Origin of the sequence: Herbiconiux sp. VKM Ac-2851 (assembly GCF_013205105.1) — a bacterium.
GTDB lineage: Bacteria > Actinomycetota > Actinomycetes > Actinomycetales > Microbacteriaceae > Herbiconiux > Herbiconiux flava.
This window is the reverse complement of the sequence record NZ_JABMLJ010000002.1, coordinates 565,658-582,767: the sequence shown is the minus strand read 5'-3', so window position 1 is coordinate 582,767 and position 17,110 is coordinate 565,658. Positions and strand designations below refer to the sequence as shown.

19 protein-coding genes are annotated in these 17,110 nt (G+C 71.9%); 9 read left to right on the top strand and 10 right to left on the bottom strand.

The window, feature by feature from the left end; translation table 11 throughout:
- The first annotated feature begins 1 nt into the window (after position 1).
- The 4 genes from HQQ85_RS20775 to HQQ85_RS09430 all read left to right on the top strand — a co-directional run bounded on the left by HQQ85_RS20775 (position 2) and on the right by HQQ85_RS09430 (position 2,684).
- Entirely contained in the window at positions 2–385 is a 384-nt protein-coding gene (locus HQQ85_RS20775) for a hypothetical protein (RefSeq protein ID WP_216851598.1), read from the top strand.
- A gap of 86 nt (positions 386–471) precedes the next feature.
- A complete protein-coding gene (locus tag HQQ85_RS09440; protein ID WP_173182257.1) occupies positions 472–786 on the top strand; it encodes a YbjQ family protein in 315 nt (104 codons plus the stop codon).
- Between the two features lie 94 nt (positions 787–880).
- Positions 881–1,321, top strand: a complete 441-nt coding sequence (locus tag HQQ85_RS09435; protein WP_173182256.1) for a PPOX class F420-dependent oxidoreductase — start codon at positions 881–883, stop codon at positions 1,319–1,321.
- Positions 1,322–1,397: 76 nt separating this feature from the next.
- Positions 1,398–2,684: an SGNH/GDSL hydrolase family protein gene (locus HQQ85_RS09430; RefSeq protein WP_173182255.1), complete on the top strand. Its 1,287-nt coding sequence runs from the start codon at positions 1,398–1,400 to the stop codon at positions 2,682–2,684.
- A 56-nt stretch (positions 2,685–2,740) separates the two neighbouring features.
- On the opposite strand, the gene HQQ85_RS09425 is transcribed toward HQQ85_RS09430, so the two are convergent.
- On the bottom strand, positions 2,741–3,220 hold the full coding sequence (locus HQQ85_RS09425) for an Lrp/AsnC family transcriptional regulator (RefSeq protein ID WP_173182254.1): 480 nt from the start codon (positions 3,218–3,220) through the stop codon (positions 2,741–2,743).
- Positions 3,221–3,309: 89 nt separating this feature from the next.
- Here HQQ85_RS09425 and hisC point away from each other — a divergent pair, with 89 nt between their 5' ends.
- On the top strand, positions 3,310–4,476 hold the full coding sequence (gene hisC, locus HQQ85_RS09420) for a histidinol-phosphate transaminase (protein WP_173182253.1): 1,167 nt from the start codon (positions 3,310–3,312) through the stop codon (positions 4,474–4,476).
- Positions 4,473–5,159, top strand: coding sequence for a YitT family protein (locus HQQ85_RS09415; protein WP_173182252.1), 687 nt, complete (start codon positions 4,473–4,475; stop codon positions 5,157–5,159). Before hisC ends, HQQ85_RS09415 begins: the two co-directional genes overlap by 4 nt.
- 119 nt (positions 5,160–5,278) lie before the next feature.
- On the opposite strand, the gene HQQ85_RS09410 is transcribed toward HQQ85_RS09415, so the two are convergent.
- The 3 genes from HQQ85_RS09410 to HQQ85_RS09400 form a co-directional block, all read right to left on the bottom strand.
- Positions 5,279–5,863 (bottom strand): hypothetical protein, encoded by a 585-nt coding sequence (locus tag HQQ85_RS09410; protein ID WP_173182251.1) that lies wholly within the window; start codon positions 5,861–5,863, stop codon positions 5,279–5,281.
- A gap of 64 nt (positions 5,864–5,927) precedes the next feature.
- Positions 5,928–6,371, bottom strand: a complete 444-nt coding sequence (locus HQQ85_RS20770; protein ID WP_216851597.1) for a hypothetical protein — start codon at positions 6,369–6,371, stop codon at positions 5,928–5,930.
- Between the two features lie 163 nt (positions 6,372–6,534).
- Positions 6,535–7,311: an enhanced serine sensitivity protein SseB C-terminal domain-containing protein gene (locus tag HQQ85_RS09400; RefSeq protein ID WP_173182250.1), complete on the bottom strand. Its 777-nt coding sequence runs from the start codon at positions 7,309–7,311 to the stop codon at positions 6,535–6,537.
- A 46-nt stretch (positions 7,312–7,357) separates the two neighbouring features.
- Between HQQ85_RS09400 and HQQ85_RS09395 the strand changes: the two genes are divergently transcribed.
- Entirely contained in the window at positions 7,358–8,026 is a 669-nt protein-coding gene (locus HQQ85_RS09395) for a metal-dependent transcriptional regulator (RefSeq protein ID WP_173182249.1), read from the top strand.
- A gap of 27 nt (positions 8,027–8,053) precedes the next feature.
- Here HQQ85_RS09395 and HQQ85_RS09390 read toward each other — a convergent pair whose 3' ends face one another.
- Together HQQ85_RS09390 and HQQ85_RS09385 are read right to left on the bottom strand one after the other, a co-directional pair.
- Positions 8,054–8,584, bottom strand: coding sequence for a flavin reductase family protein (locus HQQ85_RS09390; protein ID WP_173182248.1), 531 nt, complete (start codon positions 8,582–8,584; stop codon positions 8,054–8,056).
- Positions 8,585–8,603: 19 nt separating this feature from the next.
- Positions 8,604–9,146, bottom strand: coding sequence for an NADPH-dependent FMN reductase (locus tag HQQ85_RS09385; RefSeq protein ID WP_173182247.1), 543 nt, complete (start codon positions 9,144–9,146; stop codon positions 8,604–8,606).
- A 401-nt stretch (positions 9,147–9,547) separates the two neighbouring features.
- On the opposite strand from HQQ85_RS09385, the gene HQQ85_RS09380 reads away from it, so the two are divergent.
- Together HQQ85_RS09380 and HQQ85_RS09375 are read left to right on the top strand one after the other, a co-directional pair.
- The gene (locus HQQ85_RS09380) at positions 9,548–10,726 is read left to right on the top strand and encodes an ABC transporter substrate-binding protein (protein WP_173182246.1); all 1,179 of its coding nucleotides are present in this window, start codon (positions 9,548–9,550) and stop codon (positions 10,724–10,726) included.
- 41 nt (positions 10,727–10,767) lie between these two features.
- Positions 10,768–11,979 (top strand): MFS transporter, encoded by a 1,212-nt coding sequence (locus HQQ85_RS09375; RefSeq protein ID WP_173182245.1) that lies wholly within the window; start codon positions 10,768–10,770, stop codon positions 11,977–11,979.
- 48 nt (positions 11,980–12,027) lie between these two features.
- On the opposite strand, the gene HQQ85_RS09370 is transcribed toward HQQ85_RS09375, so the two are convergent.
- From HQQ85_RS09370 to HQQ85_RS21625, 4 genes are read right to left on the bottom strand one after another with little or no spacing between them, the layout of a single operon-like run.
- Positions 12,028–12,858: a GntR family transcriptional regulator gene (locus HQQ85_RS09370; protein ID WP_173182244.1), complete on the bottom strand. Its 831-nt coding sequence runs from the start codon at positions 12,856–12,858 to the stop codon at positions 12,028–12,030.
- Positions 12,859–12,870: 12 nt separating this feature from the next.
- Positions 12,871–14,217: an NtaA/DmoA family FMN-dependent monooxygenase gene (locus HQQ85_RS09365; RefSeq protein WP_371741833.1), complete on the bottom strand. Its 1,347-nt coding sequence runs from the start codon at positions 14,215–14,217 to the stop codon at positions 12,871–12,873.
- Between the two features lie 6 nt (positions 14,218–14,223).
- The gene (locus HQQ85_RS09360; RefSeq protein WP_173182243.1) at positions 14,224–15,291 is read right to left on the bottom strand and encodes an LLM class flavin-dependent oxidoreductase; all 1,068 of its coding nucleotides are present in this window, start codon (positions 15,289–15,291) and stop codon (positions 14,224–14,226) included.
- A 35-nt stretch (positions 15,292–15,326) separates the two neighbouring features.
- Positions 15,327–16,997, bottom strand: coding sequence for an asparaginase domain-containing protein (locus HQQ85_RS21625; RefSeq protein WP_216851596.1), 1,671 nt, complete (start codon positions 16,995–16,997; stop codon positions 15,327–15,329).
- Between the last annotated feature and the right edge of the window lie 113 nt (positions 16,998–17,110).

Here is a 17,110-nt window from a genome sequence, read left to right as displayed (position 1 = left end):
GGTGTGCGCCCTCCTCGACGCGAACGTCCTCTACCCCTCACTCCTTCGAGACCTGCTGATCCGTGTCGCCATCGAGGGCGGGCTGCGCGCCCGTTGGTCGGAGCAGATCCTCGACGAGACCTTCCGAAGCCTCGCCGCCAACCGGCCCGACCTCCCCGCCGAGCATTTCGATCGAACGCGGCTGCTCATGAACTCCGCCGTGAGCGACGCCTGCGACGACGTCCTCGCCCGCTGCTTCGACCACGACCCGGGGATGGTCTGGAAGGTGGTCGGGAAGGTCGCCCGCGCGGCGCGGCTGCCGGTCCTCGACGAGCACGGCGTGATCGACCGGATGCGAGCGACCGGGCTTCCCGCGACCGCCGCTCGTCTGGCGGAATTCGCGTGAGGTGATCGGTTCATTCGGTGCGGTTTGCGGATGGGGGTGGCACACGGGGGACGCGGGGGCGGGGCGGGGTCTGGCATGATCGCGCCATGCTGATCTCGACGATGAACGATGTGCCCGGCCGCCAGATCACCGGCGTGCTGGGCGAGGTGACCGGGCTGACCGTGCGGTCGCGCAACGCGGGCGTGCAGTTCGGCGCCGGACTGAAGGCGCTCGTCGGCGGCGAGCTCGCCGGCCTGACGAAGCAGCTCATGCAGAGCCGCGAGGAGGCGAAGCAGCGCCTGATCGAGGCCGCCACCGCCCTCGGCGCCGACGCCGTGATCGCCATGCGTTTCGACGCGAGCGAGGTCGGGCAGAACGCGCAGGAGGTCGTGGCGTACGGCACGGCCGTCACTCTGGCCTGACGAGCCACTCGACGGGTACGGCGGGGCCGTCACGCTGGCCTGACGGCGTCGCGCGGGCGGGCATCCGCTCACCTCGCCGAACTAGGCTGACCGGGTGACCGCACCGCTGAACGCCGCCGCCCTCGAGTTCGTGACCGTGCGCCATCTCGCCACGCTCACGACGCTGCTGCCCGACGGGTTCCCGCACGTGGTGCCCGTGGGCTTCACGTTCGAGCCACGGGCCGCCGCGGCAGCCGGAGCAGAGGCCGAGGCGGGGCAGGGCGAAGCCATCGGCACCGTGCGCATCATCACGAACGGGCCGTCGCAGAAGGTGCTGAACGTGCGCCGCGACGGCCGCGCCAGCGTCTGCCAGGTCGACGGCGCCCGCTGGATCACCCTCGCCGGCACCGCCCGCATCCTCGACGAGCCCGACGCGGTCGCCGACGCCGTCGAGCGCTATGCCGGCCGCTACCGCCAACCCCGCGAGAACCCGCAGCGCGTGGTCATCGCCATCGATGTCGAGCGCGTGATGCAGTCGGGGCTCCTGTCCGATTAGCGCGGCGGATGCTCGCCGCGCCGCCCGGGCCGCCGAGCTCCTTCCCCCGGCGAACGAGGGCGGCTACCGTGATGCCGTGCCCGAAACCCGAATCCGCCGCACCGTCGCGGCCCTTCTCGCCCTGCCCCTCGTCGTCGGATCCCTGGCGCTCGGCGCCCAGGCGGCTTCGGCGGACGACGCCGGGCGGGCATCCGTCGCCGACCCCGTGCAGTACGTCGCCCTCGGCGACTCGTACTCGGCGGGCTTCGGGCTCGAGCCGTTCAGCGACGAGCCGGCGGCGGGGTGCTACCAGGCGGTGGCGAACTACCCGCACCTGATCGCCGATGCCCTCGGGCTGGCGCTGACCGACCGGACGTGCAGCGGGGCGGTGACGGCGAACATCCGGGACACGCCGCAGACGACCATCACCGGCGCCGGGGTCGCGCCCGTGCAGTCGGACGCCCTCAGCGCCGACACCGACGTCGTCACCGTGACCATCGGCGGCAACGACCTCGGCTTCTCGACGGTCGCCACCTCGTGCCTCGCGCAGTCGGCCCAGGGGCCGCTGTTCGCCGTCGACCTGCCGAACTGCCGGGCGCTCTACGTTCAGGGCTCGGGTGAGTTCGAGGTGGACACGCTGAAGGCGAAGCTCGACGGCACGGTCGCGCCGGCGCTCGCCCAGACCTTCGCGCTGATCGCCGCGAAGGCGCCGAACGCGCGGGTCGTGGTGGTCGGGTATCCGTCGATCGCGCCCGACGTCTCGAACGTTCCCGGCGGCGGATGCTTCACGCCGCTGATCACCGGCAGCGGCACCTTCCCGTCGAACGCGTTCCCGTTCACCGACGTCGACACCGGGTATCTGCACGAGACCGAGGCGCGGCTGGATGCGGCGATCCGCACGGCGGCCGAAGGGGCCGGGGCCAGCTACGTCTCGACGCTCGCCGCGACCGAGAGCCACTCGGCGTGCTCGACGAGCGATCCCTACATCAACGGAGTGACGCTGACGACCGGGGTCGGGTCGCCGTCGGGCGTCGAGGGGCTGTCGGTGAAGCTCGGGGTGCTGCACCCGAATGCCGCGGGAGTCGGCTTCCTCGCGACCGAGGTGGGGGCGGCCGTCGCGGAGGCGATCGCGCCGACGGAGCCGTCGCCGTCGCCCTCGCCCACGCCCACGCCGGCTTCTCCGGCGCCGGCCTCGCCCGCCGCCCCCTCCGCCCCGGCGCCTTCGGGCCCGGAGGCGGGCGCCGACGCCGTGCATCCCGCCCTCGCGGCGACGGGGAACGATCCCCTGCCACTGGCGCTCGCCGCCCTCGCGGTGCTCGCCGCAGGCGCCCTCGCGGCAGCCGCCGCCACCCGTCGCCCCCACCCCGCGCGTCCCCGCCCCTAGCCCGGCGCACAGGCGACCGGACCCGCGGCGGCCGTTCCGGCGCGCGGGCGGTCGGGTCAGGCCCCCGCGACCCCTTCGAGCAGCCCCCGCACCCGGTGCGGCATCGCCTCCACGAGCGACAGCGCCGTGTTCGTGCGCATCACCCCGTCGATGCGCAGCATCCGGCTGGTGAGGCTGTGCAGGTGCTGCGGGTCGCGGGCGACGACCTTCGCGAGCAGGTCGGCGTCGCCCGTCGTGGCGTGCATCTCCACGATCTCGGGGATCTCCGCCAGGCTCGCCATCGCCGCACTGTCCGACGCCTGGCTGATCGCGATCCAGACGAAGGCCACCAGCGGGTAGCCGAGCGCCGACGGCGCGACGCGCTTGCTGAAGGAGCCGAGGGCGCCGCTGTCCGACATGCGCCGCAGCCGCGCGTGCACGGTGTTGCGCGCGACGCCGAGGGTCTGGGCGAGGTGCAGCACCGTCGCGTCCGGGTTCTCGTCGAGAGCGAGCAGGATGCGGGCGTCGAGGTCGTCGAGCAGGTTCACGATGGTCATTCTGTCACTTCAGCGTCTTAAATCGCGCAGGATGCTCAACAGAGGCCGTGCCGTTTGCGCCGCTGCGCATCCGCTCTCAGACTCGTCTCATGCCCGAGACCCCTGCCCGCGCCCCGCGCCCGCGCGACGCCGTGCTCGCCCTGCCCGCCTACATCGCCGGACGCCGCGCCGAGCACGAGCTCACCGCCGCCCTCGCCTCGAACGAGAGCCACCACGCACCGCTGCCCGCGGTTCTGGAGGTGCTGGCGCACTCGAGCGCGGCGGTGAACCGCTATCCCGACACCGCGTCGACGGCACTGCGCGAGCGGCTCGCCGAGCTGTTCGACGTCACCGTCGAGGAGACGGTTGTGGGGGCGGGGAGCACGGGCGTGCTGCAGCAGATCATCGCGTCGCTCTGCGACCCGGGCGACGAGGTCGTGTTCGCGTGGCGGTCGTTCGAGGCGTATCCGATCCTCGCGCGGCTGGCCGGCGCCGTGCCGGTCGCGGTGCCGCTGCGGGCCGACGAGGCGCACGCCCTCGAGGCGATGGCCGACGCCGTGACGCCGCGCACGCGGGTCGTGCTGCTCTGCACGCCGAACAACCCGACCGGCGTGCCGCTCGACGCCGCCGAGCTCGACGCCTTCCTCGCCCGCGTGCCGAGCGACGTGCTCGTGGTGATCGACGAGGCGTACATCGAGTACTCGGGCGCCGGCGCTGTCGATTCGGTGGCGCTGTTCCGGCGGCATCCGAACATCTGCATCCTGCGCACGTTCTCGAAGGCCTACGGACTGGCCGGGTTGCGGGTCGGCTACGCGATCGCCGCGCCCGCCGTGGCCGACGGCCTGCGTCGCACGGGGCTGCCCTTCGCCGTGAGCGCCCTCGCGCAGCGCGCCGCCCTCGCCTCGCTCGAGCCCGCGGCGGCCGGCGAGATGCGCAGCCGGGTCGCCGAGGTCGTGGCCGAGCGCTCGCGCCTCACCGCGGCCCTCCGCGCGCAGGGCTGGGTGGTGCCCGACAGCAGCGCGAACTTCGTCTGGCTCCGGATGCCCGACGCCGACCGCGAGGCCCTCGTCGACCTGCTGGCGGCGAACCACATCCTCGTGCGGGGGTATCCCGGCGACGGAGTGCGCATCTCGATCGCCGACGCGGCGGCGACGGATCGCGTGGTGGCGGTGCTGGCCGGGGTGACCCCGCCCGCGGGCTCCGGGGCGACGGATGCTCGGCCGACCGCTCCCGTCACCGCGGCTGCCGCGCTGCCCGCCTCGGAGGTGTTCGCGTGACCTCGGTCGATCGTGCCGGCCGAGCATCCGCCCCTCTCGGCGACCCTTCGGACCTGGCGAACCCCGCCAGCCCGAAACCCTCGAGGAACCCGTTGCGGCACTCGTTCGCCGAGGACGTGCTCGGGGTGCTGACCGGGACGTTCACCGCCTCGCTCGGCGTCTTCCTGCTGAAGTCGAGCGGGGCCGTCACCGGCGGGACGGCGGGCCTCGCGCTGCTGCTCAGCTACGTCGTGCCGCTGCCGTTCGGGGTGGTGTTCTTCGTGCTGAACATCCCCTTCTTCGGGCTCGCGCTGTGGATGAAGGGCCTCACCTTCACCCTCCGCTCCATCGCGAGCGTCGCCCTGCTGTCGGCGTTCTCGCTGCTGAACCCGCTCGCGATCGTCGTCGACCGGCTTGACCCGGTGTACGGGGTGCTGGCCGGGAACCTCTTGGCGGGCATCGGGCTGCTCGTGCTGTTCCGGCACCGGTCGAGCCTCGGTGGCTTCACGATCCTCGCGCTGATCGCGCAGGAGAAGTTCGGCTGGCGGGCGGGCTACGTGCAGATGGCGCTCGACGTCGCGGTCGTGGTCTGCGCCTTCGCAGTCGTGCCGCCGCTCACCGTCCTCCTCTCGGCGGCGGGCGCCGTGCTGCTCAACCTCGTGCTCGCGCTGAACCACCGCCCGGGCCGCTACACCGGCGCCTGAGCATTCCTCTTGTCTTTGCGGAATGGGGGCGCTAGAGTCGTTGTGCTCGCTCCTGCTGGGAGGTCGAGAAGTAAAAGCCGGAATCCCCGTCCTTTGACGGGACCCGGCTTTCGCGCTGTCTAGAGCTCGATCGGGATGATCGAGACCCGGTCCCTCAGATCGTCGAGCGCGTCGGACATCCGGTGATCGCCAGCGAGATGTCCTCCCACCAGCCCCAGCACGAGGTCCGCTGCCCAGACCATCGGCTCGGTACTCGGGAGCCGATGCTCCAGGCGGAGGCTCGAATCGATGACCCGTCGACCGCGCAGGTGCTCGATGGTCTGATCGTCCTTCCGCATGAGGCTGTTCGATCGGGCTTCCAGGGAGACCTGAGCCACCTCCTGCTGCTGCAGCTCCCACGCGAGCCGCTCGAGACAGATCGATCTGGCGCGCTCCTGCTTTCGCGGGTCCATCGGCGCTGCGATGACGACGACGAACTGCGCGCGGAAGCCGGTGAGCACGTCGATGGCTCGACGGCGGTGGCGGGGATCGAGCTCGCGCCAATGCAGCTTGACGCCGGTGGTGCGGAGCCGGGTGAGCTCGGCGCGGTAGGGATCGCAGAGGCGGGGGTCGGTCAGCAGCCCGCCCAGGAGGTAGGAAGGGCGGGGGACGCCCACGGTTCGCATGCTCTCGTCGATCCAGGCGTGAAGGATCGGATGAGGCATCCGGCGATGGTGCCAGGGCGGCCGGGCGCGTGGACGGCCCGGCGGGGATCTGTGGATAAATCCGTCAGAGGGCGAGCACGTTGAGGGCCACCGCAAGGGTGCCGAGGGCTGCGCCCGCTAGGGCGATGGCGGTGGCCGCGAGCGCTGGCGTCAGCAGCGGGCTGAGGTCGGATAGGTGGCCGGATGCGGCGGGCACGTGGGTGGCGACAGCGAAGGCGGTGGCTGCTGCGTCGGCGTCGGCGACCGCGTCGGTGGTGCTAATGGTGGTGGGCGCGTTTGGGTCGGCGGGGGTGGGGGTGAGGGAGGACTGGGCCGCGCGGAGGGTGGCGTGGGGCGGGCGGGGGTGGCCGGTGGCGTCGGTGACCGCGAAGTGGCCCGCGGTGAACTCGACGTAGCCGGCGAACTCGTCGGACAGGGTCGCTACCCAGAGCTTGGTCTCGGGCGACGTCCAAGTGAGGGCCGGCGCGACGGGGGCGAGGACGGGAGCGGCGGTGGGCGAGGCTGTCATGGGAAGTCCTTTCGGAGGCATGGCTCCAGACTTCCGCGTGGGAGCGAGCGGTGGATCGTCCTGAGGGACCGGGTCGGCTACCGCATCCGCGGTACCCAGGTGCTACAGGTGGGAGCGGCCGCGCAGGTGAGCGGCGCCCAGGACCGGCAGCGACCGCGCGAGGTCAGCGGCGGCCGAAGAGGCCGCGGCGGGGGCGCGGGGCGGCGGGGGCGGCGGGTGCGCGGTAGAAGGGCGCCACCCCGTGCAGCAGGTGCCGCGACCCCGGCGCCGCGTAGAGCACGTCGACGGGCGCCGCCGTCGAGAAGGTCGCGAGCGCCCGCCCGAGGTCCGCCGCCAGCGAGGAGCGCAGCGACGGCGGCCCCACGACGACGAGCAGGTAGCTCGAGTCCGACGGCGGCGTCACCGTCCACCCGAGCACCGCCTCCGAGACGTCCGGATGCCCCGCGAACACCGCGGCGAGCGCGTCGGTCATGCCCGGCGGCACCTGCGCCGGCTCCCCCACGAGCACTCGCGTTCCGGCCGGAACCTCCCGCGGTGTCAGCGCCGCAGCCCCGTCGAGCAGCTGTCCGATCTCGCCCGGCAGGAACTCCTTGCCGTACGGCGAGTGCGGGTTCAGCACGAGCGTCGCCCCGCGCGTCATCTCCCAGAGCGCCCGGCACGGCATCCCGAGGAACGCCCGCTCGAACCCCGGCACGACCTCGAGCGTCTCGCGCAGCCGCGCCTCCGAGGTGTAGAACGGCTGCACTGAGCGCCCGTCGGGCCCGCGCAGATCGGCCAGGTTCACGGTGCGATCGTCGGATGCCCGTCCCGGCACGATCACCGTGCTCTCCAGCAGCGCCTCCACGAACGCCGGCGCGGCACCCCGATCGGCGGCCGCAGCCTGCAGCAGCTCTTCCAGAGACGACGAGGCCGACGAAGGCGACGGAGATGCAGCGCTCATCCCCCGAGCGTATCCCCGAGCATCCGCTCGCTAGGCTTGACGCATCATGAGCCAGGACACGGCCACCGAGAACTACCTCAAGGCCATCTACGCCCACACCGAGTGGCAGCCCGTGCCGATCAGCCCCTCGGTGCTGGCCGGGCGGCTCGGCGTCGCGCCGTCGTCGGTGACCGAGATGGTGAAGAAGCTGGCGGCGGGCGGGATGCTCACCCACGTGCCCTACGGACCGCTCACCCTCACGGCCGAGGGCCGGCTCCGCGCGATGGGCGTGGTGCGCCGGCACCGCCTGATCGAGACCTGGCTCGTGCGCGAGATGGGCTTCGGCTGGGACGAGGTGCACGACGAGGCCGAGGTGCTCGAGCACGCGATCAGCGAGCGGCTGCTCGACGCGATCGACGAGCGGCTCGGGCATCCGGTGCAGGACCCGCACGGCGACCCGATCCCCACGGCGGGCGGCACGGTGCCGAGCTTCGACGCGCTGCTGCTCGCCGACGCGCCCGAGGGCCACGAGGGACGGGTCGTGCGGATCAGCGACCGCGACCCGGCGCTGCTGCGCTCGCTCGCGGCCGAGGGCATCGGGCCGGGCACGGCGGTGCGGGTGGCGACGGGCCCGACGGTCACCCTCCACCGACTCGAGGGTGAGAGCGACGCGAAGGCGCCGACCGGAACCGAGGTCCCGTCCGACGCCCTCGACGCCATCTGGCTGACGGCGTAGCAACCGCCGCAGCACGCAGAGCGAGAACTACCCCTCCACCTCCCGCAGGTGCCGGTACTTCCCCTTGAAGTACAGCAGCGGGTCGTGCTTGTGCCACGACGCCGGGCTCATCTCGTTCACCCGCCCGATCACGATCAGGTGGTCGCCCGCCTCGTGCTCGGCCCAGATGTCGCAGTCGAGCCACATCAGGGTGTCGGCGATCACCGGGTTGCCCGAGGCGGCGGGCGACCAGTCGATGCCCGCCCACTTGTCGGTGCCCGAGCGCGCGAACTGGTTCGAGACCGTGTGCTGGTGGTGCGAGAGCACGTTCACCGAGAAGCGGCCGGTCGAGCGGATGCGCGGGTAGGTCGTCGACGTCGTCATCACGCTGAACGACACCAGCGGGGGCTCGGTCGAGACCGAGTAGAACGACTGGCAGGTGAAGCCGACGGGGGCGCCGTCCTCGATGCCGCCGATGATGGTGATGCCCGAGGCGTAGTGCCCGAGCGTGTCCCGGAACACCCGGGGATCGATGGCCGCCGGGGCGACGCCCGGGGCGCGGTCTGGTGCGATGGTCATGTTGTCCGTCTCCTTGCGGTCACGCAACCGGTGCGGAGTGAGAAGCGGCGGCGCCGGCCACCACGGCCAGCCGCGCGAGGTTCCGCGCGTACTCCGCCGCGGCCTGCGAGACGATCTCGTCGAGATGGTCCATCTGGCCGGCGACGAAGTAGAACCCGCGCCCCGGAACGACCGCACCCAGCTCGACGAGCAGCGGTGCGAGGTTCACGGTCGGCCCCATGGCGTGGGTGAGGTCTCCCCCGGTATGCACCGGGATCGCCGTCACCCCCGCGAGGCCGTTCGCGGGATAGCGGTCCAGGAACGCCTTGAGGAGCCCCGTGTAGCTCGCCTTGTAGGTGGGCGACGCGAACACGGCCAGGTCGCTCGCGGCGACCCGCTCGTTCAGGGCGGCCATCGTGTCGGAGGGCCACGCGAAGATCTCGCCCGTGTGATCGGCGAGGTCGATGATCTCGAGCTCGTACGATCCCGGCACGAGCAGCTTCTCGACCAGGGTCTCGGCGACCTTGAGCGTGCGCGACTTCGGCTTCGGGTTGCCGACGACGATGGTGACCTTCAGTGCCATTGCTTCTCACTTCATACCGATTGACAGGAAATGAGGGAGCGGTGCAGCGAGCCGCAGCGCGAGACATCGCATCCCTCAACACTCCACCGAGGTCTTGTGGCTCGGTGGGCCCGCAACGGCTTACGTTGCCCTTCCAGTATCGGCGCCCGAGGTTTCGGGCGTATTTCGCCAGTCACAATCCGTCAGAGAGCGGATGCGCATCCGCTCGTCAGGCCGGCGCCGACGGTGGCGCAGCCGCTCCCCCGCCGCGCGTTCTGGCGCGGAGGAAGTGGCGCAACCGATCCTTCGCGGTGCCGAAACACCGGTGCAACGACGGCAGGACAGACTGACTCCGCTCGCACCACCTGCACCATTCCCGTGCCTCCGCCCTGCCGGAGCGCCCTTCGACAGATGGAGACGCCATGCCCCGATCCGTTCCCCGCCTCGCCTCAGCCGTCGGCCTCGTCGCCGTGACGGCGCTGGCCCTCAGCGCCTGCAGCTCCGGCAGCTCGGCCGAGGAGTCCGGCGGGTCCACCCCGGCGGCCGCCGTGGGCGACGTCGACCTGTCGGGCGTCTGCCCCGCGACTGTCGTCATCCAGACCGGCTGGAACCCGGAGGCCGAGCACGGCCACCTCTACGAGCTGCTCGGACCCGACCCGGTGATCGACGCGACCGCCAAGTCGGTCTCGGGCCCGCTCTACTCGGCGGGCGAGTACACCGGCGTCGACGTCGAGATCCGCGCGGGCGGGCCGGCGACCGGGTTCCAGCCGGTGTCGAGCCTGATGTACACCGACCCCGACATCCTGCTCGGCTACGTCTCGACCGACGAGTCGATCGCGCAGTCGGCCGACATGCCCACCACCGCGGTGTTCGCCTCGCACGACATCAGCCCGCTGATGATCATGTGGGACCCGGAGACCTATCCCGACGTGAAGACGGTGCCCGAGCTGGTGGAGTCGGGGGCGATCATCCGCTACTTCGCCGACACCGCCTACATGCAGTACCTGACCTCGGCGGGCGTCATCCCGGCCGGCCAGACGGATGCCTCGTACGACGGCACCCCGGCGAACTTCGTGGCCGCCGACGGCAAGGACGCGCAGCAGGGCTACGCTTCGGCAGAGCCCTACGTGTACGAGAACGAGGTGGAGAACTGGATGAAGCCCGTGGCCTACCAGCTCATCGACGACCTCGGCTTCCGCCCCTACCAGGACCCGGTGGTCGCGCGCTCCGCCGACGTCACCGAGCAGGCCGACTGCCTGAAGGCGATCGTGCCCGTGCTGCAGCAGGCGGAGGTCGACTACTTCGCCGACCCGGCTGAGGCGAACTCGCTCATCCTCGACCTGGCCGAGCAGTACGACACCGGCTGGGTCTACACCCAGGGCGTGGCCGACTACGCGGTGCAGACGATGATCGAGGACGGCATCTCGGGCAACGGCGACAACGACACCCTCGGTGACTTCGACGAGGCCCGAGTGCAGGACCTGATGGACAAGGTGATCCCCGTCTACGAGACGCAGGGCGTCACCCCCGCCGAGGGACTCACCCCGGCCGACCTCGTGACCAACGAGTTCATCGACACGACGATCGGGATGACCGACTGAACGACCGCACTCCCGGCCCCCTCGCGGGGCGCCCGCTGGGCATGAACGCGCAGGCGATCCTCGTCTGCGCGTTCATCGCGTCGGCGCAGATGACCTGGGGCGTCATCGTGCCGGCGCTTCCGCTGCTGGTCGAGCGCTTCGGCATCGGCACGGGCAGCATCGGCCTGCTGATCGCGGCGTTCGCCATCGGGCGGGTGATCGCGAACGTGCCGGCGGGGCTCGCGCTCCGGCGCGTGCCGCCGCGGCGCTTCCTGCAGATCGTCTCGGTGCTGCTCGCCCTGGTGACCGCGGTGACCGGGCTGCTGCCGAGCGAGCCGCTGCTGCTCGCCGCCCGGCTGGTGGCCGGGGTGCTCGGCGGGGCCGCCGTGACGATCGGCTTCTCGGTGCTCGTGGCGGGGGCGCCGCCCGAGCGCCGCGGCCGCACGATGTCGACCGCGACCGTGGTGATGATGAGCGGATCCGCCGTCGGCGCGCTGCTCGGCGGCGCCGCGGTGACGGTGCTCGGGGTGGCGGGGGCGTTCGGGGTGGCGGTCGTGCCGCTCGTCGCGTGCCTCGTCGTCGACCTCGCGCGGCCGGCAGCGCACTACTGGGCGGCCTTCGCGCCGAAGAGCGTGGAGCGGGGTGACGACGACGCGACGACGGATGCTCGCGCCGCGGCCCCCCGCCCCCGCCGCCGTCTCCCCACCGGCGCCGGCGCGCTCGTCGTGGGTCTCGTGGCGGTCTCCTTCGCCACCTTCCTGGCCCGCTTCGCCGGCGAGCAGGGGCTGATCCCGGTGCTCGCCTACGACACCGGCGGACTCACGCCGCTGACCCTCGGCGTCGCGATGGCCGCCGGAACCGTGATCAGCATCGCCGCCCTGCCGGTGGTCGGCCGGCTCGTCGACCGCGGCGCCCGGCTGAGCGTGCTGCTGCCCTCGGCGCTCGTGGGCGCGGGGGCCCTGATGCTCTTCCCGGTCGTCACCGCGCCGCTCGCCTTCGGCGCCGTGATCGTCGTCTACTACGTCTCGACCAGCGTCGCCGGCGTGGTGCCGAACGTCGTCACCGGGGAGCGCTTCGAACCCGCGGCCGCCGGCGCGGTGGTGGGGCTCACCCGCACGGCCGGCGACATCGGCGCGGCGGTGGGCCCGCTCGCGGTGTTCGCGCTCGCGGATGCGGCGGGCGCCCTCGCGGCGGTCTCGGTCATCGCCGCGGTGCTCGTCGCGGCTCTCGCGCTGCTCGCACCGGCGGTGGCCCGCCGCCCCGGCACGGCTTAGCGGCGGCATCGCGGCCGGCGCAGCGCGCCCGCAGGCGTTGCGCCGCCCTTATAGGTCGCCGCGCGACGGCTCCAACGCGATCCGCACCTGATCGGAGCGCTGCCGCCCGTGGTAGATCATCACCACGGTGCCGCCCGGCTCCCGCACGGTCGTCTCGATGAACAGCAGCGGCGTGCCCACCTCGGTCGCGAGCAGCTCGGCGGCCGAGAGGTCGGCCGAGATTGCGCTGATCTGCCGGTCGGCCGTCAAGCGCTCGTGCCCGAACCGGCTCTCGATGATCTCGAACACGTCGTCGTTCGCGTCGCCCTGCCCGAACTCGTCGCCCGGCCGCAGCGGCAGGTAGTAGGTGCGCAGCGAACCGGGGCGCCCCTTGTAGAGGATGACCCGCTCGAACACGGCCATCCGGTCGACCGTCTCGTCGAACAGAGCCGCCATCGGCGTGGGCACCGCGGTGGTCTCGCGCCAGCCGATCAGCACGTAGTCGTGCTCGAGGGGTGGTGGGTCGATCTTCAGCTGATCCAGCAGCCGGTCGGTGCGCCAGGTCAGCGGGCGCGGGTTCGCGTAGGTGCCCTGGCCCGCGGTGCGGCCGATGGTGTTCTCCTGCACGAGCATCTGCATCGCGATGCGGGCCGTGTTGCGGGTGCACGAGAACTCGCGGGCGATCTCCTCGTCGCTCGGCAGCCGCTCCCCGTCGGTGGCGCCCGAGAGCACGAAAGCGGAGACGAGGTCGCGCAGGCGCCGTGCCTCGTCCTGCCGTCGGTGCTGGCCGAGGTCGAGGATCTTGGCCTCGGTGAAGCTGCGCCGCCGCGGCGGTCCGGCGGGGCGGCCGGCGCCGGACGGCGTCCGCCCGTCGGGGCCGGTCGGGTTCTCGGGGCTCACGGTCTCAGACTCTCACGCGAAGGCGGGCACCCCGAGGGTGTCGCGGAGGGTCGTGCCGTCGTAGCGCGTGCGGAACCGTCCACGCCGCTGCAGCTCGGGCACGAGCAGCCCCACCACGTCGATCAGGTCGCGGGGCGTGACCTGCGGGTGCGCGACCATGAATCCGCCGCGGCTGCCGGTGGCCTCGTACGACTCCTCGAGGTAGTCGGCGACCTCGGCCGCGCTCCCGGCGACCGTGTGCTCGTAGCCGGTGGCGACCTTCCAGAGCGAGTCGAAGAACTCCTCGCGGCTCAGCTCGGTGTCGGCGCCGTGCTCGTTCACCAGGTCGCGGAAGCCCATCGGGCTCGCCTGCTTCGCGATCACCTCGGCGGTGAGCTCGGTGAGCGTGAAACGGGCCGGCAGCTTGGCGAAGTCGTAGCCGGTGTTGTTGGCGAACTGCGCGGCGGCGGCCTCGGGCGGCAGGAGGTCGGCGAGCTGCTGCTTGCGGCGGAGGGCGTCGTCGGTGGTCTCGCCGACGATCAGCTGCAGGTCCCAGAGGATGCCGACCCGCGACGGGTCGCGCCCCTCGACGAGCAGCGCCTCGTCGAGCGCGGCGCGGTGCTTCGCCCGGTCGGCGTTGTCGAAGGCGCCGCCGAACACGACGTCGGCGAAGGTCGACGAGGCGCGGATGCCCCGCGGCGATCCTCCCGCCTGGATCAGCACAGGCGCCTGCTGCGGGCTCGGCACCGAGTTCAGCGGGCCCTTCACCTGGAAGAACTCGCCCGCGTGGTCGATCGGCCGGATGCGCCCCGGCTCGGCGACCATCCCCGTCTCCTTGTCCCAGACGAAGGCGTCCCGGTCGACGCTCCGCCAGAGCTCCTGGCAGACGGTGACGAACTCCTCCATCCGGCGGTAGCGGGCGTCGTGGTCCATCAGCGCGTCGAAACCGTAGTTGGCCGCATCCGCTCCCCGGCTGGAGGCCACCACGTTGAACGCCATGCGACCCTGGGTGACGAGGTCGAGCGAGTTCAGCAGCCGGGCGACGTAGAACGGATGCATGAAGGTCGACGAGTAGGTCAGTCCGAAGCCGATGTGCTGCGTCTGCTGCGCGAGGGCCGCGATGAACGGGCTCATGTCCTGCCGCGGGTAGCCGATGCCCCACTCCACGGCCGCGTCGATCGAGTCGCCGTAGGTGGAGGGGATGCCGGAGCCGTCGCCGAAGAACACCATGTCGAGGCAGCCGCGCTCGGCGGCGAGCAGCAGCTCGGTGTACATCCGGAGGTCGGGAAAGGTGCGGCCCTCCCACGAGCCGGGCAGCCGCCAGCGGCCCTGGTGGTGCGAGAACGAGAGGTCGAGGGCGAGGCTCATCTGGTAGGGCACGGGCGGTCAGCCTTTCGTCGGCAGGTGGTCGAGCAGCGGCATGACCTCGGTGCCGAAGCGGTCGAGGCCCTCCTCGAAGTCGTCGAAGGTGAGCATGGTGCCGGCCGTGCCGGGCACCGCCGCGATGGCGTTGAGGTGGTCGGCGACGGTCTGCGGTGATCCGACCAGGGCGCGTCCGCCGTAGAACGGGGAGACGTCGGCGCGGTGGCTCGCGGCCACCGCCGCGCTGGAGCCGTCGGTGCTGGTGTCGTTGGAGTACTCGCGCACCATCCCCTCCACCGCACCCCGGTCGACCCCGCGCTGGTAGAGCTCGACCTTGCGGGCCGCATCGGCATCCGTGTCGCCCATCACGACGAGGGTCGTGGCGAAGGAGCCGGGCGTGCGCCCGAGGCTCTCGCTCTCGGACGCGAGGTGGGCGTTCGAGGCGGCCACCTCCTCGGCGCTCTGGCCCGAGCCGAAGTGGTAGTCGGCGTACTCAGCGACGAAGCGGCGACCGCGCGGCGAGGACCCGGCCGAGATGAGGTCGATGTGCCCGACGGGGGTCGGCAGCACCTCGCAGTCCTCGATGTCGAAGTACTGACCGTGGAAGGTGACGCGGCCGGTCTCCCACGCGGTGAGCAGGATCTGGGTGAACTCGCTGAGGTAGTCGTAGCGGTAGCCGTAGTAGTCGTCTCCGCGCCAGGCGCCCATCTGGGCGTACTCGCTGCGGTTCCAGCCGGCCACGAGGTTGATGCCGAATCGGCCACCCGAGACCTCGTCGATCAGCTGTGCCATCTTCGCCACCACGATCGGGTTGTAGCTGAGCGGGGAGACGGTGGCGTAGAGCTTGATCGTGCTGGTGATCGGGGCGAGCGACGCCATCAGGGTCATCGGGTCGATGGTGTGGTTCCAGTGCTGGGTCTCGCCGCCGTAGCCGCGGTACTTCAGCATCGCGAGGGCGAAGTCGAGACCGTAGTGCTCGGCCTTCTCGACGATGCTCCGCTGCAGGGCGAAGGTCGGCTCGTACTGCGGGGAGGTGGTCGAGAGGATCCAGCCGTTGTTGCCGACGGGGAGGAAGACGCCGTAGCTGACCATGGTGGTGCTCCTGTTCTGCGGTGCTGACGGACTGGCTAGTGGGTGTCGAAGATCGTCTGGTACTCGGCCACCGCGGCGCGGATCGCGTCGAGCTCGGCCGGCGTCGGCGCCTCCGGGTCGGCGGGCAGCGGCAGCGCTCCGAACTTCAGCAGGCACGCCATCAGCAGGATGCGGGCCTTCGGCGCCGAGAGGTTGCTGCCCCGGATGAACAGGCCGCCGATCGTCGACTGCCCGAACGCGTAGCCGCCTCCGCCGCGGCCGACCGCCACCACGGGCATCCCGCGGAAGACGCCCTTCAGCAGCGCCGCCCGCATGGACTCGTAGACGCCGCCGTAAGGAGCCGAGCCCTCGGCCACCAGGCCGGAGAGCGGGTGGTCGCGCAGGTTCTTCTCGATCCGGGCGAGGATCTCGACCTCGCTGTCGGCGCTGTCGCTGAAGTCGTCCTGCCCGTAGTTGACGTAGCGGGCGATGGTCACCTTGGGCATCGCCTCGGGACGGAGGTGCCCGGCTTCGTCGCGGGTCACGACGGCGTCGCCGTTCAGGCCGGGCACGGCATCCGGGAGCCGGTCGAGGCGGAGCGCCGAGGTGAAGGTGTGGCGGGCGACCGGCACGAAGGAGAGCACCGGGTCCTCGACCGTGTTGCCCACGATGCCGCCGTGGCCGCCGTAGGCGATGTAGCCGCCGGGACGGGCATCCGCCTTCTGCACCTCGCGGCTGGTGAAGACCTGCCCGTTCTGGATCATGACGGCGCCCACGCGGTCGTCGCCCTGCTCGTCGGCCCAGACGCCCGAGGCGATGTAGTTGACCGACTGCACGAGGTTGTGGTCGCCGTCGTTGCCGAAGACGCCGTGGCCGTACTGCGAGCAGTTGCCGATCAGGGGGCGGCGGGTGGGGATGACGAGATTCAGCCAGTAGACCGTCTCCTCGGTGGTGGGGCTGCCCTCGAGCCAGATGGCGCCGTCGTAGTCGCCGTCCGTCAGGGTGTCGTAGACGATGTTAGTCAGCGCGGCCAGGGTCGGCAGCGCGGGCTCCTGGCGCATCGGCATGTAGGGGAAGAAGTCCTCGCCGAGCACCTCGGGCGGCAGGTCGCCGTGCTCGCTGCCGAGCAGCGCGGAGTCGGTGCGCTCGGCCGCCGGCTGCCCCTTCGTGTAGCCACCCGAGGGCGCCGCCCGCACGAAGTCGAAGTCGGCCACGCCGCTCATCAGGTTGTTGCCGCCGTAGCCGTCGAGGCCGAAGCGGTCGATCTCGGCCACGATGCGGGAGGCGTCGGGGTAGAACAGCTGCCGGGCGGTGCCGTCGTCGTCGAACGGGCCGTCCCAGGGCTCGCCGTTCGCCTGCGTGGCGGCGTAGGGCAGCGGGAACGGGCCCTTCGCGGGGTCGAGGGTGACCTCGTAGACGGGCGTCCAGCCATCGCGCTCGTCGGCGCTGAACTCGCCCGACGCCGGGTCGACCCAGCCGTCGACCGGGCCGTACAGCTCCTGAGCGTCTTTTTCGAGCGGATGCGCGGAGAAGGCTTTCACGTACGCGGTCACCGGCGCGGCCAGCTGCTGGGCGCGCAGCGACTCGGGCAGGCTCTCGTCGGCGCCGGCGAGCCCGCGCGCCTGGCGCACCGACTGGCTCGTGCGCAACGCTGCACTGTTCTGGATGGTGGCGCGGGGCCCCGAGAAGATCACCACGGAGGCTCGGGAGGCGGGTGAGAAGGTCACGCTCGAAGAGTAGGACGCGCCTGTTTCACCCGCGTTGCGGCCGTGTGTTGGCCGCGCTTCGCCACCCTGGGCCGGCGGCGCGGCGCGGGATCACGCGGGCGCGCCCGCCCCTC